Origin of the sequence: Tateyamaria omphalii (assembly GCF_001969365.1) — a bacterium.
Lineage (GTDB): Bacteria > Pseudomonadota > Alphaproteobacteria > Rhodobacterales > Rhodobacteraceae > Tateyamaria > Tateyamaria omphalii_A.
Genome location: NZ_CP019312.1, coordinates 2,625,364 through 2,640,375, shown reverse-complemented (window position 1 = coordinate 2,640,375; position 15,012 = coordinate 2,625,364). Strand labels below are relative to the sequence as shown.

The 15,012-nt window shown below is 62.8% G+C and carries 16 protein-coding genes; 9 read left to right on the top strand and 7 right to left on the bottom strand.

Translation table 11 applies throughout. The features are described 5' to 3' along the window. From BWR18_RS13030 to BWR18_RS12990, 9 genes are all read left to right on the top strand, one after another. On the top strand, window positions 1–1,308 hold the full coding sequence (locus BWR18_RS13030; protein WP_076628822.1) for a replication-associated recombination protein A: 1,308 nt from the start codon (window positions 1–3) through the stop codon (window positions 1,306–1,308). Between the two features lie 36 nt (window positions 1,309–1,344). Beyond that, on the top strand, window positions 1,345–1,725 hold the full coding sequence (gene crcB / locus BWR18_RS13025) for a fluoride efflux transporter CrcB (protein ID WP_076628820.1): 381 nt from the start codon (window positions 1,345–1,347) through the stop codon (window positions 1,723–1,725). Continuing rightward, complete coding sequence (locus tag BWR18_RS13020) at window positions 1,722–2,759, top strand: RluA family pseudouridine synthase (RefSeq protein ID WP_076628819.1); 1,038 nt, start codon at window positions 1,722–1,724, stop codon at window positions 2,757–2,759. The genes crcB and BWR18_RS13020 overlap by 4 nt, the downstream gene beginning before the upstream one ends. Beyond that, window positions 2,760–3,416: an HAD-IA family hydrolase gene (locus BWR18_RS13015; RefSeq protein WP_076628817.1), complete on the top strand. Its 657-nt coding sequence runs from the start codon at window positions 2,760–2,762 to the stop codon at window positions 3,414–3,416. Beyond that, entirely contained in the window at window positions 3,413–4,126 is a 714-nt protein-coding gene (locus BWR18_RS13010) for an ATP12 family chaperone protein (protein WP_076630308.1), read from the top strand. Before BWR18_RS13015 ends, BWR18_RS13010 begins: the two co-directional genes overlap by 4 nt. Before the next feature lie 206 nt (window positions 4,127–4,332). After that, window positions 4,333–5,349 (top strand): amino acid ABC transporter substrate-binding protein, encoded by a 1,017-nt coding sequence (locus tag BWR18_RS13005; protein WP_076628816.1) that lies wholly within the window; start codon window positions 4,333–4,335, stop codon window positions 5,347–5,349. 166 nt (window positions 5,350–5,515) lie between these two features. After that, window positions 5,516–6,748, top strand: a complete 1,233-nt coding sequence (locus BWR18_RS13000) for an amino acid ABC transporter permease (RefSeq protein WP_076628814.1) — start codon at window positions 5,516–5,518, stop codon at window positions 6,746–6,748. A 1-nt stretch (window position 6,749) separates the two neighbouring features. Further along, on the top strand, window positions 6,750–8,048 hold the full coding sequence (locus BWR18_RS12995) for an amino acid ABC transporter permease (RefSeq protein WP_076628813.1): 1,299 nt from the start codon (window positions 6,750–6,752) through the stop codon (window positions 8,046–8,048). 12 nt (window positions 8,049–8,060) lie between these two features. After that, complete coding sequence (locus BWR18_RS12990) at window positions 8,061–8,861, top strand: amino acid ABC transporter ATP-binding protein (protein ID WP_076628812.1); 801 nt, start codon at window positions 8,061–8,063, stop codon at window positions 8,859–8,861. A gap of 25 nt (window positions 8,862–8,886) precedes the next feature. On the opposite strand, the gene BWR18_RS12985 is transcribed toward BWR18_RS12990, so the two are convergent. From BWR18_RS12985 to yidC, 7 genes are all read right to left on the bottom strand, one after another. Beyond that, window positions 8,887–9,381 (bottom strand): SixA phosphatase family protein, encoded by a 495-nt coding sequence (locus BWR18_RS12985; RefSeq protein WP_076628810.1) that lies wholly within the window; start codon window positions 9,379–9,381, stop codon window positions 8,887–8,889. Beyond that, window positions 9,378–9,992, bottom strand: coding sequence for a hypothetical protein (locus tag BWR18_RS12980; protein WP_076628808.1), 615 nt, complete (start codon window positions 9,990–9,992; stop codon window positions 9,378–9,380). The genes BWR18_RS12985 and BWR18_RS12980 overlap by 4 nt, the downstream gene beginning before the upstream one ends. Next, a complete protein-coding gene (locus BWR18_RS12975; RefSeq protein ID WP_076628807.1) occupies window positions 9,989–10,783 on the bottom strand; it encodes a sterol desaturase family protein in 795 nt (264 codons plus the stop codon). Before BWR18_RS12975 ends, BWR18_RS12980 begins: the two co-directional genes overlap by 4 nt. A 57-nt stretch (window positions 10,784–10,840) precedes the next feature. Beyond that, entirely contained in the window at window positions 10,841–11,704 is an 864-nt protein-coding gene (gene argB / locus BWR18_RS12970) for an acetylglutamate kinase (protein WP_172839385.1), read from the bottom strand. Between the two features lie 82 nt (window positions 11,705–11,786). Then, a complete protein-coding gene (yihA, locus tag BWR18_RS12965) occupies window positions 11,787–12,437 on the bottom strand; it encodes a ribosome biogenesis GTP-binding protein YihA/YsxC (protein ID WP_076628805.1) in 651 nt (216 codons plus the stop codon). Further along, window positions 12,434–13,165 carry an MOSC domain-containing protein gene (locus BWR18_RS21695; RefSeq protein WP_076628804.1) on the bottom strand — a complete coding sequence of 244 codons (732 nt, stop codon included), beginning with the start codon at window positions 13,163–13,165 and terminating at the stop codon, window positions 12,434–12,436. Before BWR18_RS21695 ends, yihA begins: the two co-directional genes overlap by 4 nt. Further along, window positions 13,162–14,976, bottom strand: a complete 1,815-nt coding sequence (yidC, locus tag BWR18_RS12955; RefSeq protein ID WP_076628802.1) for a membrane protein insertase YidC — start codon at window positions 14,974–14,976, stop codon at window positions 13,162–13,164. The genes BWR18_RS21695 and yidC overlap by 4 nt, the downstream gene beginning before the upstream one ends. Window positions 14,977–15,012 lie beyond the last annotated feature (36 nt).

Here is a 15,012-nt window from a genome sequence, read left to right as displayed (position 1 = left end):
GTGACCGACCTTTTCGGATCCGTGCCCACAGCACCCGACACCGGGCCGCGCCCGCTGGCAGACCGCTTGCGTCCGCAAAAGCTGTCGGAGGTGATCGGGCAGCGTCAGGTCCTGGGGCCAGAGGCACCGTTGACGGTCATGCTGTCGTCGGGCGCGCTGTCCTCGCTCGTGTTCTGGGGCCCGCCCGGCGTGGGCAAAACGACCATCGCCCGGCTGCTTGCGCATGAGACGGACCTGCATTTCGTCCAGATCTCGGCGATTTTCACAGGTGTCCCCGACCTGAAAAAAGTGTTCGAGGCGGCCAGGATCCGGCGCCAGAACGGGCAGGGCACGCTGCTGTTTGTGGATGAAATCCACCGGTTCAACAAGGCGCAGCAGGACGGCTTCCTGCCGCATATGGAGGATGGGACGATCCTGCTGGTCGGCGCGACGACCGAAAACCCCAGCTTCGAATTGAACGCCGCCGTTCTGTCCCGCGCGCAGGTGCTGGTGCTGGAGCGGCTTGACCTAAAAGACCTCGAACTGCTCGCCCAAAGGGCCGAACAGGAGTTGGACAAAGCGCTGCCGCTCGATGGTCCGGCGCGCGAGGCGTTGCTGGAGATGGCGGATGGCGACGGGCGCGCGCTGCTGAACCTCATCGAACAGGTCACCGCGTGGACCGTCGAGGGCACGCTGGACAAGGACGCGCTCGCCACACGGCTGATGCGCCGGGCCGCACAATATGACAAGTCGGGCGATGCGCATTACAACCTGATCTCGGCCCTGCACAAATCGGTGCGCGGCTCGGACCCCGACGCGTCGCTCTACTGGTTTGCGCGGATGCTGGAGGGGGGCGAAGACCCCCGTTACCTTGCCCGCCGCATCACGCGCATGGCGGTCGAAGACATTGGCCTCGCCGATCCGCAAGCGCAATCCATCTGCCTGCAAAGCTGGGAAACCTACGAACGGTTGGGCAGCCCCGAGGGCGAGCTGGCGCTGGCGCAAGCGCTCGTCTACCTCGCCCTCGCACCCAAATCCAACGCCACCTACAACGCCTACAAGGGCGCGCGGCGGTCGGCGAAACAGACGGGATCGCACCCGCCGCCCAAGCATATCCTGAACGCGCCCACCGCGCTGATGAAGGATCAGGGGTACGGCAAGGACTACGCCTATGACCACGATGCCGAGGACGGGTTTTCAGGGGCCAACTACTTCCCCGACGGGATGGAGCGGCCTGACCTTTACCAACCGGTCGAGCGCGGCTTTGAACGTGAGTTAAAGAAACGCCTCGATTACTTTGCCCGGCTCAGGGCCAAGCGGAACAGCTAGGTTGACTCTTCGCGCCCAAGCGACGACAGACCGCGCATGTTTTCAACCCTATCCCTTGTGGCCCTTGGTGGGGCGATTGGCGCGTCTCTGCGCTGGCTCACGGGCGTGGCCATGCTGCGCGCGCTTGGGCCGTCGGACTTTCCGATGGCCATCATCACGGTCAATGTCATCGGATCCTTCCTGATGGGCGTCTTTGTCGTGGCGGCGGCCCACAAGGGGCTGACGCATCTGTCGCCCTTCGTGATGACCGGTGTGCTGGGCGGCTTCACCACCTTCAGCGCCTTCAGCCTTGAGACGATGACCTTGATCGAGCGTGGGCAGGTGACGTCGGCCAGCCTTTATATCCTTCTATCTGTGGGCCTGTCGGTCGGCGCATTGGCGCTGGGTCTGATCCTGGCCCGAGGCGTTTTCGCATGAGCGGCGTGCAAACAGTCACCGTTGAGGCGGGCGAGGGCGATCAGCGCCTGGACCGCTGGATGAAACGCCGCTTTCCCCAGGTCAGCCAGGGCATGATCGAAAAGATGTGCCGCAAGGGCGAATGCCGTGTGGACGGGGGTCGCGTCAAATCCTCGACCCGGGTGGAAGAGGGGCAGCAGGTGCGCATCCCGCCCTTGCCCGACCGGCCCGCGCCCGTGATCCAGAAAACCCGCATCTCGGACAAGGACGCCAGGATGATCCGCGACTGCGTGATCTACAAGGACGACGCGGTTATCGCGATCAACAAGCCGTCGGGCCTGCCGACCCAGGGCGGATCGGGTCAGACCAAGCATGTGGATGGGCTGGCGGAGGCATTGACGTTCGATCTGGACGAAAAGCCGCGCCTCGTTCACCGGCTGGACAAGGACACCTCGGGTGTTCTGCTGCTGGCGCGCACGCGGCTGGCGGCCAAATCGCTGACGGCGGCCATGCGCCACCACGACACGCGCAAGATCTACTGGGCGCTCGTCGCTGGCGTGCCCACGCCCTATCTGGGCGAGATCAAATACGGTCTGGTCAAGGCACCGGGCCGCGGACGCGGCGGCGAGGGCGAAAAGATGATCGCCGTGCATCCGCGCGACATTGACGGCACACCGGGCGCCAAGCGGGCGCAGACGATGTATGCGACGCTGTACCGGGTCGCCAGCCGCGCCGCCTGGGTCGCGATGGAGCCGATCACGGGCCGCACCCACCAGTTGCGCGCCCATATGGCCGAGATCGGGCACCCCATCGTGGGTGACGGCAAATATGGCGGGTCGAGCCAGGAAAACATGGGCGATGGCTGGGGCGCGAAGGTCGGCGGCATCATCTCGCACAAGCTGCACCTGCACGCCCGCATGATGCGCTTTGAACAGCCCGAAACGCGTAAGGTCATCACCGTGACCGCGCCGCTGCCCGATCATATGAAAGACAGCTGGGACACCTTCGGCTGGACCGAAGATCTGGCCGCCGAAGATCCGTTCGAGGCGGTTTGAATGCGTCTGGTCGTCTTTGACGTCGACGGCACGCTTGTCGACAGCCAGGCGGATATCATCGCCAGCATGGGCGCGGCCTTTGCCGAGGTGGGGCAGGCGGCGCCGACACGGCAGGATATCCTTGGCATCGTGGGCCTGTCCCTGCCCGTGGCGATGCAGACTCTCGCGCCGGGTGCAGATCACACCCGGATGGTGGCGGTCTACAAGGACAGCTACGCCAGTTTGCGCGTGACCAAGGGGGTGGCATCCTCGCCGCTGTATCCCGGCGCGCGCGCGGCGCTGGACCGCCTGAATGCGCGCAATGACATCCTGCTGGGCGTCGCGACAGGCAAATCGAAGCGCGGGCTTGACGGTCTGATCGACGCGCACGGGCTGACGGACATGTTTGTCACCACGCAGGTTGCCGATTTTCACCCGTCCAAGCCCCACCCGTCCATGCTGCATACCGCGATGGACGAGGCGGGTGTGACCACGGCGGATGCGGTGATGATCGGCGACACCAGCTTTGATGCGGATATGGCGCAGGCGGCGGGCATGCCTTTTGTCGGGGTCGCGTGGGGATATCATCCGGTGTCACGGCTGACAGGTGCGCGCGCCGTTCTAAATGACTTTGATGAACTCGATGACGCGCTGGGCGCGCTATGGGGACTGACATGAGCGAGTGGAAACAGAAACGGTTCTGGACGGCGGCAACGGCAGAACAGAACGACGCAGGCTGGACCGTCACGCTGGATGGCCGTGCGATCAAGACACCGGCCAAGGCACCGCTCGTCCTGCCCACGCAAGCGATGGCCGACGCGGTCGCCGCCGAATGGGACGCGCAGGACGAGGTGGTGAACCCGCTGTCGATGCCGTTCACCCGCAGTGCGAACGCAGCCATCGACAAGGTGGCCATTCAGCATACCGAGGTGGCGGACATGTTGGCGGCGTATGGTGATGCGGACCTGCTGTGCTACCGGGCGGATGCACCGGAAGAGCTCGTGGATCGGCAGGCGGCAACGTGGGATCCGTACCTCGATTGGGCCGGCGCGACGTTTGGTGCGCGCCTGATGCCACGCACGGGCCTGATGCACGAATCACAGGATGCGGATGCGCTTGCTGCGCTCTCGGGGCCGGTCCATGCGATGTCGAATTTCGAACTGGCCGCCTTTCACGACCTTGTGAGCCTCTCTGGATCGCTGATCCTGGGTTTCGCGGCCGCCCAAGACCTGCACCCGCCGCTCACAATTTGGGCAGCGTCCCGGCTGGATGAAACCTGGCAGGAAGAGCAATGGGGCGAGGACGAGGAAGCCCAGGAAGTCGCCAAGATCAAGGAAGGTTCGTTTTTGCACGCAAAAGCCTTTTTTGATGCGGCCAAAACGGGCTGACGTCGCGTCAACGGATCATGGGGAAAAGCGCACAATTATGCATCGTTTTTGATGATGCTGCCCTTGACGTTTTGCGATGAATCCCCGCACACTCTTGCCCACCGGCTGGGGATAACCCCAGCTGGATCGCCTTCGACGCGGAGTGAACGCTCAGGCCGCGTTGATCGAACCGTCCAAACGCGACGGAAAATCAGGAAGAGGTAAAAATGAAAAAAACCGTAATCTTTGGCGCGCTGACCGCCGCTGGCATGGCTGCCGGCGCTGCGGCTGCTGGCACGCTCGATGACGTGAAAGCACGCGGCACGCTGAACTGCGGCGTGGCCACCGGGCTTGTGGGCTTTGCGACACCCGACGCCAACGGCGAATGGCAAGGCTTTGACGTTGCCGTTTGCCGCGCGGTTGCAGCCGCCGTTCTGGGCGACGCAACAGCCGTCGAGTTCGTACCCACAACAGGCAAGACGCGCTTCACGGCGCTGGCCTCGGGTGAAATCGACATGCTGGCCCGTAACACCACATGGACCTTCTCGCGCGATGTGGACCTCAAGTTCACCTTCGTCGGCGTGAACTACTATGACGGTCAAGGCTTCATGGTCCCCAAGGATCTGGGCGTGTCGTCGGCCAAGGATCTGGACGGTGCTACCGTCTGCATCCAGACCGGCACCACGACCGAGCTGAACCTGGCGGACTTCTTCCGCGTGAACGGCATCAGCTATGATCCCGTGCCAATCGAAACCAACGCCGAAGCGCAGCAGCAATATCTGGCTGGTGCCTGCGACGTGTACACAACGGATGCCTCCGGCCTGGCCGCAACGCGCGCCGCGTTCGAAGCACCAAATGACCACGTCCTGCTGCCCGAAATCATCTCGAAAGAGCCGCTGGGCCCGCTGGTCCGTCATGGCGACAACGAATGGGGCGACGTGGTCCGCTGGACCCTCAACGCGCTGATCTCGGCCGAAGAGCTGGGCATCACCTCGGCCAACATCGCCGAAATGGGCGCTGGCACCAACAACCCGGAAATCAACCGTATCCTCGGCACCGAGGGCACGCTGGGTGAAATGCTGGGCCTCGACGCTGACTGGGCGATGAAAGCCATCACAGCCGGCGGGAACTACGGCGAAATCTTCGAGAAGAACATCGGCGAATCCACTCCGATCGGTCTGGCCCGTGGCCTGAACGCGCAGTGGACCGATGGCGGCCTGCTTTACAGCCCGCCCTTCCGCTAAGATACCAAGCCGAGGGGCGCAGGTTAAACCCTGCGCCCCTCGCGCATCTGGGCACAGGACTGCTGAAAACAGCAGCGAGACTGCCAAGAATGCAGCCAATAACTGAAAACCCGGCCCCGCGTGTAGGCGCGTAAAACCAAAGGCCGGAACCGCGGGGACCCTCTCCATGACCACGATGACCGACCCTCCACAGGAGTCGTTCCGCCTGTCGATGCTTCTGAACGACACGCGCTACAGATCTTACACATTTCAATTCATCGCTCTTTTGGCGCTGGTCGCGTCCATCGCGTATCTGATGAGCAATATGTTCGCCAACCTGCGCGAACAGGGCCTGTTTCTCAGCTGGGCGTTTCTGGGCGAGCCCGCGGGATATGACATCAACCAGCGCCTGATCGAATACGACAGCCAGATGACCCATTGGCGGGCCACCGTTGTGGGTGTGCTGAACACGCTGCTGGTGGCTTTCCTGGCTTGCGTCACGGCGACGGTGCTGGGTGTGATCGCGGGTGTCTTGCGCCTGTCGAACAACTGGCTCGTGTCCAAGCTGATGTCGGCCTATGTCGAAGCGTTCCGGAACGTGCCGGTCCTGATCTGGATCATCATCATCTTCACCGTGATGACAGCGGTCATGCCCGCGCCCCGCGCTTTCCGCGGGGATGAACCGGACGCGACCATGCTGCTGAACCTCTTCGCCTTTACCAATCGCGGCATCTACATCCCTGCGCCGGTGCTCAGTGCGCCGCTCATGGGGTCGGCCGCGATGGGTTGGCTGCTGATCGTGGTCGGCCTCGTGGGCTCCTTTTTCGGCGCGCGTGCGCTGGGCACATGGGCCGCGGCCAAGCAAGAGGCGACAGGCGACCGCCCGAAAACATGGTACATCACGCTGGCCATCTGGTTTGTGCCGCTGATCGTGCTCTTGACGATCATGGGCCTTACTTGGAACATTCCAGAACTCAAAGGGTTCAACTTTGCCGGTGGCCTGAACATCCGCGGTTCTCTCATCGCGCTGTGGTTTGCGCTGGCCATCTATACCGGGGCCTTCATCGCTGAAAACGTCCGCGCGGGCATCCAGGCAATCAGCAAGGGCCAGACCGAGGCCGCGGCCTCACTTGGCCTGCGCTCCGGTCGGATCATGAACCTTGTGGTGCTGCCGCAAGCCCTGCGCGTCATCATCCCGCCGCTTATTTCGCAATACCTCAACATCACCAAGAACTCGTCGCTGGCGATTGCGGTGGGTTACATGGACATCACCGGCACGTTGGGGGGCATCACGCTGAACCAGACGGGTCGCGCTATCGAATGCGTGCTGCTCCTGATGCTGTTCTACCTCACGATCAGCTTGCTGATCTCGGCGGTGATGAACGTCTACAACAACTCCGTGAAGCTGAAGGAGCGGTGATATGAGCGATACACACGCACAAACCGTCGCCTTTGTCCGCGACACGCAATTGCCGCCATCCCCGCCGCCCGCGTCCGAAGTCGGACTGGTCGGCTGGCTGCGCGCCAACCTGTTCAACGGGGTTTGGGGAACGCTGCTGACGCTGGTGTCGCTATACGCGATCTACGCCATTCTGGCCGGTGTCCTGCCCTGGATCTTCAACGGTGTCTGGACCACCAAGAGCCTCGCGGAGTGTCGCGAGGTTCTGGACGGTGTCCGGGGTGGCTGTTTTTCAGTCCTGACGGAGCGGATCAATCAGCTGCTCTACGGCTTCAAGTACCCGGCGGCAGAATACTGGCGTCCGAATCTCGCGCTTTTGCTGCTGTTTGCGGCGATTCTCCCGGTGCTGATGTACACGCTGCCGCGCAAACTGCTGATCATCACGGCGCTCTACCCCTTTGTCGCATATTGGCTGATTTGGGGCGGCACCATCGCGACGCCGATCTTGGTGCTGGTGGGCTTTGTGATTGGATACCTGGTGTTCCAACGGCTGAGCACGTCGAGCTTTGCTGCCGGTTTCTTTGGCGCGATCATTGCGGCGGTCGTCATTTGGACGGCGGGGGGATGGCTGATCCCGGACGGGGCCAACGCGAACGCGTGGCTGCGCCCGGTTCCCAGCCGTGACCTTGGTGGTTTCATGCTGAACATGATGCTGGGCGTGACCTGTGTGTCGCTGTCTGTTCCGCTGGGGATTGTCCTGGCCCTGGGTCGTCAGTCGGACATGCCGATCATCAAATGGATCTGCGTCGTCTTCATTGAGTTCGTGCGGGGTGTACCCCTCATCACGTTGCTCTTCGTGGCTTCGGTGATGCTGGCCTACTTCTTCCCACCCGACAGCAATGTAGACCTTTTCCTGCGCGTTGTGATCATGATCACGATGTTCTCGGCGGCCTATATCGCCGAGGTGATCCGGGGGGGCCTCGCCGCCCTGCCGCGCGGCCAGTACGAGGCGGCGGACAGCCTCGGCCTCGACTACCCGCAGGCGATGCGCCTGATCATCCTGCCGCAGGCGCTCAAGATCTCGATCCCGGGCATTGTGAACGTGGCCGTGGGCCTGTTCAAGGATACGACGCTGGTGTCGGTGATTTCAATGTTCGACCTCGTCGGCATGATCCGCGGTCCGATCCTGGCCGCGCAGGAATGGAACGGCGTCTACTGGGAGCTTCTGGGCTTTGCCGCCGTGCTGTTCTTCGTCGTCTGCTACGGCATCTCGCAATATTCGCAATGGCTGGAACGTCAGCTTGCGACCGAACACCGCTAAGGAGTGGGTGATATGACAGAAACAACAGCAACCCTCCCCGAAACCGATCTGCCGCAAGTGGCCGCCAACGTGTCGGACGAAGTGGCGGTGTCCATCGACAAGATGAACAAATGGTACGGCACCTTTCACGTGCTGCGCGACATTGACCTGACGGTCTATCGCGGCGAACGGATCGTGATTGCCGGACCCTCGGGCTCGGGCAAATCCACGCTGATCCGCTGCATCAACGCGCTGGAAGAGCACCAGCAAGGCCGCATCGAGGTCGACGGAACGGTGCTGTCGTCGGACGTCAAGAACATCGACAAGATCCGGTCCGAGGTCGGCATGTGCTTTCAGCATTTCAACCTGTTCCCGCACCTGTCGATCCTGGAGAACTGCACGCTGGCTCCGATCTGGGTGCGCAAGACGCCCAAGAAGGAAGCCGAAGAGATCGCGATGCACTTCCTCGAAAAGGTGAAGATCCCCGACCAGGCCGACAAGTATCCAGGCCAGTTGTCGGGCGGTCAACAGCAGCGTGTGGCCATCGCCCGCTCGCTTTGCATGCGGCCGCGGATCATGCTGTTTGACGAACCCACATCGGCGCTGGATCCGGAGATGATCAAAGAGGTGCTCGACACCATGGTCGAACTGGCCGAGGAAGGCATGACCATGCTTTGCGTCACGCACGAGATGGGCTTTGCCCGTCAGGTTGCCAACCGCGTGATCTTCATGGACGAAGGACAGATCGTGGAACAGAATGAACCCGAAGAGTTCTTTAACAATCCGCAAAGCCCCCGTACGCAGCTGTTCCTCAGCCAGATCCTGGGGCACTGAGTCGTAAGGCGGATCTTGATCCGCCTTACCCCATCACCTCGCGCGGTATCGCGAAATCAATCGGCTGGCCCTCGCGCCAGCCGATGTCGTTCCAGGTGTCGGCATCAAAGCGCATCACGGTCGTGGCGCAGGTCGGGTAATCCATGAAACGCGGATGTCCGGGTGGTTGAGTGACCAGCCTGTCCGCGACGTTTGCGATCCCCGGGTTGTGGCCCAGCATCAGCACGATCTGCGCGGTCTGCCCTTGCAGTACCTCCATCATCATTTCTGGTCCTGCGTGATACAGCGCGCGTGTGTACGTCACTGGAATGTCGAACCCAAGTTCGGTGAAGGTTTGCCCCGTGCGCTGGCTGTCTGAACTGACGGCAGCGTCGGGAACATGTCCTTTCTCCCGCAACCAGTCGCCCATCGCGCGCGCCGAGGCAATGCCGCGCGCGTTCAGCGGGCGCGCGTGGTCGGATAGGCTCGGATCGTCCCAACTGGACTTTGCGTGCCGCATCAGGATCAGGGTGCGGGTCATGGGTGGAACGCCTTCATGTGGAACGCCGATTGCGCCTCGGGCCGGGCGAAGGATTGGCTGACGGGGCAGGCGCGGCGGACGCGGCAGCCGCCGGTCATGCAGTCAGCCCCGGCGGGCGTATCGAGATACGCCTTACAAGACGGGACGTCGTAGGGGGCGTGTTCGGAAAGGGCGCCGACGGGGCAGGCGGTGGTGCAGGGTTTTGGGGTGCAGGAGGTGCATGGATTTGTCCCCGCGGGGACAGATTCAAATTCTTCAATGAATTCAAGCGCGCAACGTAAAGAAATCATTAATCCGGCTTTTTCGTGGATCATCATGCCCGTGGGGCTTTGCCAGAAGCGGCCCGTTTCCAGCGCCCATGCGATGAAGGGGGCGTAGGGTGGGCCGTCGGAAGGGAAGAGGGCTTTGGCCCCCAGGTCCTGCGCGATGCCGCCCATGACGCGCTTGGACCAGGTGTCGACCGGGTCCTGGACCTTGTTCAGATATTCCGGGCTTTGGGTGAACACGTCCCACCAGTGGGCGTCGGTGCCGATCAGCACCCGCGTGCCGGAGTGGCCCATGACCATCAGACCATAAGGTTCGACGGCGCGCGCGACCGCATCAAGGGTCATTTCCGGGCGAAGGGCAGGCCGAGGGACCAGCCCAGTTTGGCCGGGCGGTCGTCCTGCCACTCAAGACCAACGGCCATCTCGTCGTGGCCTCCTTCGGGCTGGGCGATGTAGGTGCCGAACATGCGGTCCCAGATCGACAGGGAAAAGCCGTAATTGCTGTCATGTTCGTGGCGGTGGACCGAATGGTGGACGCGGTGCATGTCGGGCGTCACCAACACGCGGCGTAGGGTGGCGTCAAGCCAGAGGGGCAGGCGGATGTTGGCGTGGTTGAACATGGCGGTGCCGTTCAGGATGATTTCGAACAGGATCACGGCAAGGGCGGCGGGGCCGAGCAGGTAGACGGCGCCGATCTTGATCAGCATCGACAGGCCAATCTCGACCGGGTGAAAGCGGATGGCGGTGGTCACGTCCATGTCCACATCAGCGTGGTGGACGCGGTGCAGGCGCCAGAGGATCGGCACCTTGTGCGTGATCAGGTGCTGCGCCCAGATGATGAAATCGAGGATGAGGATTGCGGCGATAACCTCGATCCAGATGGGCAGCGACAGCGCGTTGAACAGGCCCCAGCCCTGATTGCCCGCATCAATGGCGGCACCCACGGCGAGGACGGGCAGCAGGAACGCCATCGCGCGGATCATCAGGGTGTTGGCGATGGTGATGCCCCAGTTCGTCACCCAGCGCCTCTGGCGCGTCTGGGTGCGCGCGCGGCGAGGCAGCAGCGTTTCAGCCAGCGCAAACAGCGCAAAGAGGCCGAGAAAGACGCCAAAGCGGATGAGCGTTTCATGTTCCATGCCCCATATCTACCGCGTGAGCGACATCACGCAATGCGGCGCGCAGACACGTTTGTGTCAGCGGGGGCGGATGATGGAGCCCGCACCGTGATCGGTGAAAAGTTCGAGAAGACAGGCATTTGGCGCACGACCATCAAGGATGACGACCGCGCGCACGCCGCTGGCGATGGCGTCGAGCGCGGTTTCCGTCTTGGGGATCATGCCGCCCGCGATGGTGCCGTCGGCGGTCAGGTCGCGGATCTGGTCGGCGGTGAGTTCGGTTACGACCTCTCCGTCCGCGTTCTTGACGCCGGAGACATCGGTGAGCAGGAGCAGGCGGTCGGCCTTGAGCGCGCCCGCGATGGCGCCCGCGGCGGTGTCGCCGTTGATGTTGAAGGTTTCGCCGTTCGTGCCCGCGCCCAAGGGGGCGATGACGGGGATCATGGCACGGTCAAAGAGCGTGGACAGGATGGTCGGGTCCATCTGGGCCGGTGTCCCCACAAGGCCAAGAGCCGCGTCGGTCTGGTCGCAGGTGATCAGGTTCGCATCCTTGCCAGAGAGGCCCACGGCCTTGCCGCCCGCGCGGTTGATGGCCTGCACGATGCGTTTGTTCACAACACCCGAGAGGACCATTTCGACCACTTCCATGGTGGCCGCGTCCGTGACCCGCTTGCCGTGCACGAAGTCGGATTTGATATCCAGCCGCTTGAGCATGTCATTGATCATCGGGCCGCCGCCATGCACGATCACCGGGTTCACGCCAACCTGACGCATGAGGACAACGTCGTTGGCAAAGCTTTCCATCGCTTCGTCCGAGCCCATCGCGTGTCCGCCCAGTTTGATGACGACGGTGGCACCTGTGTAGCGCTGCATGTAGGGCAGCGCCTGGCTGAGGGTGCGGGCGGTGGCGATCCAGTCGCGGTTCATATCTTGGGTCTTCATCTTGTGCGGCCTTAAGCGTTCCGATGCTTATCCGGAATTGCGCGCTGCCGCGCAAGATTGGAATACCGGCGCGGCCGTCCCGCTATTCGAGCGTGGCGATGATGGCGCGGAGGGTTTCGATGCCGTCGCCCTTTTCGCTGCTGGTCAGCACGATCTCGGGGAAGGCGGCGGGGTGTTTGGACAGCGCCTGTCGGACCTGAGCCAGTACGGCCTCGCGGTCCTTGGCCTTGACCTTGTCCGCCTTTGTCAGGACGCATTGGAAGGTGACGGCGGAGGTGTCGAGGAGTTTGAGGATATCCTCGTCCACCTTCTTGATCCCGTGGCGCGCGTCGATGAGGACAAAGGCGCGGCGCAGGGTCTGGCGGCCGGACAGGTATTGTTTCAGAAGCCGCTGCCATTTTTCGACCACTGGCAGAGGCGCGTTGGCATAGCCGTAGCCTGGCAGGTCGACGAGGTAGTGGTCATCACCTGCGGTGAAGTAGTTGATTTCCTGCGTGCGGCCCGGCGTGTTGGACGCCCGCGCCAACCCCTTGCGCCCTGTGAGCGCGTTGATGAGGGAGGATTTGCCGACGTTGGAGCGCCCGGCAAAGCAGACCTCCATCCGGTCGGCGGGGGGGAGGCCGGACATGGCGACGACCCCTTTGACGAACTCGGTTTCGCCCGCGAACAGGAGGCGGCCCTGTTCGGCGGTTTGAGGGTCGGGTGTTTGGGCGACGGGGAAGGGCAGGGTCATTGCAGTGTGTCGCCAACGGCGACTGTGCCGCCGGATTTTACTTTGAAATAGACGCCGAAATTGCGCGTGTCCCAGCCATCTTCGAGCGTGCGCAGCATGCCGATGTCGCGGGCGCCTGTTTGCGGGTTGGCGTCGGGGGCGCGGCAGCGTTCGATGGGTTCGACGGGCGACAGGGTCGCGCCGCCGATGGTGATATCGCGGCTGAGCAGGTCGCCTTCTTCCCATGGAGCGAGGCCGTCGAGCCAGAGGTTGATGCGAAAGCGGCGCATGTCGATGTGCATCCCGGCCTTCTGGCTGAGTGCGCGCAGGGACGAGAGGTTGCCGATGGAGACGGACGCGAACTCGACATCCGTCATGCCCTGTTCCGGTGCTTTGACAAGGCGCGCGGGGCCGGGGCGGTCGGCGGGCCAGAGGTCGCCGATCCAGGTGCCGAGCGCGGTGGGGTCTGTGTCTGGTTTGAAGTCGAGCGGGTCGCGGTCGGGATGGGTGAGCAGCACGCCGGTGTCGGTCGAGACGGCGCCAATGGCTGCCAGCGCGGGACCGGAGGCGACTTGCAGGAAGTTCCGGCGCGGTTGCCAGTTGTCGGTATCCTCGGCGTCTGCATTGAGCAGCGCCCAGGCGCGGTCGCCCACAACCGCCTGATCGGGGGTCAGGTCAGCCCTTTCGCATGCCTCGGAACCGATCCCCTTGATCGGGTGCCGCCAGATGTGGGCGAGGGTGCCTGTCACTTCTTGGTCTCCTCCGCCGCCTTCTTTTTGAAGCCGCCGGTGATGTTGCCCAGGAGATCGGGTTTGTAGCCCTGACTGCGCATGATCAGGTATTGCTGGGTGAACGTGATCACGTTGTTGGCGATCCAGTAGACGACAAGCCCGCTGGCAAAGCTGCCCAGCATGAACATGAAGACCCAGGGCATCCAGGCAAAGATCATCTGTTGCGTGGGGTCGGTGGGTGCCGGGTTCAGCTTTTGTTGCAGCCACATCGAGATGCCCAGCAGGATCGGCAGGATACCGATGAAGATGAGCGCCATAATGCTGGTGGGATCGGGGGCGGCGTTGGGCAGGAGGCCGAAAAGGTTGATGATCGAGGTGGGATCGGGCGCACTCAGGTCCTGGAACGGGCCGAAGAAGGGGGCGTGGCGCAGTTCGATCGTGACGAAGATCACTTTGTAGAGCGAGAAGAAGATGGGGATTTGCAGGAGGATCGGCAGACAGCCCGCGGCGGGGTTCACCTTTTCCTTCTTGTACAGCTCCATCATGCCTTGCTGGAGTTTCTGCTTGTCGTCGCCGGCCTTTTCCTTGAGCTCTTCCATACGTGGCTGAAGCTCTTTCATCTTCGCCATGGAGACGTAGGATTTGTAGGCGAGTGGTACCAGAACGGCCTTGATGATCAGCGTGAGGCCGATGATGGCCCAGCCCATATTGCCGATCAGCAGGTTCAATTCATGAAGCAGCCAGAAGATCGGCTTGGTCAGGAAGAAGAACCAACCCCAGTCGATGCTGTCGATGAACCCTTCGACGCCAGCGGATTGGTATTCGCGGATCGCTTCCCATTCCTTGGCGCCCGCGAAAAGCTGGGTTTGCACGGCCACGGTTGCGCCTGCGGCGACGTCTTGGGCGGGCAAGCGGGTGACGGCGCGGTAGACATCACTGCGCGGGGCGTAGGTCAGGGCCTGGTCGAAGCTTTGCACGCCGGTGGGGATGAGGATGGACTGCCAATAGTGGTCGGTAAAGCCGACCCAGCCCTCGGTCACGCCTTCGGTCACTATGGCGGGGCGGCCCCAGGCGGGATCGACATCTGCGTCGGGCATCTCGTCCCAGTTGGTTTCGGCCAACTCGCCATCCGCCATGGCGACGGCGCCTTCGTGCAGGATGAAGAAATTCTTGAGGTCCGACGGCTCGCCATGACGGGTCAGCATGCCGTAAGGGGCCGCGCGGACCGCCGCGCTGCCATTGTTGGTCACCGACTGGGTGATGCTGAACATGTAGTTGTCGTCGACGCTGATCTCGCGTTCGAAGAGCAGGCCCGCACCGTTGTTCCAGGACAGCGTGACGGGTGACCCGACGCCGAGCGTATCACCTGCGGACAGGGTCCATTCTGTGTTCGGGCCGGGAACGGCGTCGGCGTCGAGGCCACTGCCGGGCGCCCAGCCATAGACGGCGTAATATGCGTCCGCGGACCCGACCGGCGACAACATCCTCACGATGTCAGCGCCGGGGTCTTGGCTGACGCGGTAATCCTTGAGTTGCAGATCGTCGATGCGTCCGCCGAGCAGCGAAATGGAGCCTGCGACGCGGTCGGTTTCAATCTGGATGCGCGGCGCATCCGCAGTTTCACTCGCAGCTTCGGAGGATGGTTGCGCGGTGCCCGGAGCGGCGGGCGCTGCAGGCACGGTGCCTGCGTCTTCGCTTTGCGCTGTTGTGGGCGCAGGCGCATCCAGCGGCACATCCGGTTCCGGCGGCGGGAAGACCACGAACCACACCAGAATGACCAGGAAACTGAGCGCCGTTGCAAGAATGAGGTTCTTGTTCTGATCGTCCATCGGGGACTGCCACCTGCTGTCTGAAACGTTGCACGG

Excerpts from the sequence above, each read along its gene's own strand:
- BWR18_RS13015 (WP_076628817.1), top strand. The coding sequence starts at position 2,760 with ATGCGTCTGGTCGTCTTTGACGTCGACGGCACGCTTGTCGACAGCCAG.
- BWR18_RS12995 (WP_076628813.1), top strand. The coding sequence starts at position 6,750 with ATGAGCGATACACACGCACAAACCGTCGCCTTTGTCCGCGACACGCAA.
- BWR18_RS13000 (WP_076628814.1), top strand. The coding sequence starts at position 5,516 with ATGACCACGATGACCGACCCTCCACAGGAGTCGTTCCGCCTGTCGATG.
- BWR18_RS13005 (WP_076628816.1), top strand. The coding sequence starts at position 4,333 with ATGAAAAAAACCGTAATCTTTGGCGCGCTGACCGCCGCTGGCATGGCT.
- argB (WP_172839385.1), bottom strand. The coding sequence starts at position 11,704 with ATGAAGACCCAAGATATGAACCGCGACTGGATCGCCACCGCCCGCACC.
- BWR18_RS12975 (WP_076628807.1), bottom strand. The coding sequence starts at position 10,783 with ATGGAACATGAAACGCTCATCCGCTTTGGCGTCTTTCTCGGCCTCTTT.
- BWR18_RS12985 (WP_076628810.1), bottom strand. The coding sequence starts at position 9,381 with ATGACCCGCACCCTGATCCTGATGCGGCACGCAAAGTCCAGTTGGGAC.
- BWR18_RS13020 (WP_076628819.1), top strand. The coding sequence starts at position 1,722 with ATGAGCGGCGTGCAAACAGTCACCGTTGAGGCGGGCGAGGGCGATCAG.
- yidC (WP_076628802.1), bottom strand. The coding sequence starts at position 14,976 with ATGGACGATCAGAACAAGAACCTCATTCTTGCAACGGCGCTCAGTTTC.
- BWR18_RS12990 (WP_076628812.1), top strand. The coding sequence starts at position 8,061 with ATGACAGAAACAACAGCAACCCTCCCCGAAACCGATCTGCCGCAAGTG.
- crcB (WP_076628820.1), top strand. The coding sequence starts at position 1,345 with ATGTTTTCAACCCTATCCCTTGTGGCCCTTGGTGGGGCGATTGGCGCG.
- BWR18_RS13010 (WP_076630308.1), top strand. The coding sequence starts at position 3,413 with ATGAGCGAGTGGAAACAGAAACGGTTCTGGACGGCGGCAACGGCAGAA.
- yihA (WP_076628805.1), bottom strand. The coding sequence starts at position 12,437 with ATGACCCTGCCCTTCCCCGTCGCCCAAACACCCGACCCTCAAACCGCC.
- BWR18_RS12980 (WP_076628808.1), bottom strand. The coding sequence starts at position 9,992 with ATGACCCTTGATGCGGTCGCGCGCGCCGTCGAACCTTATGGTCTGATG.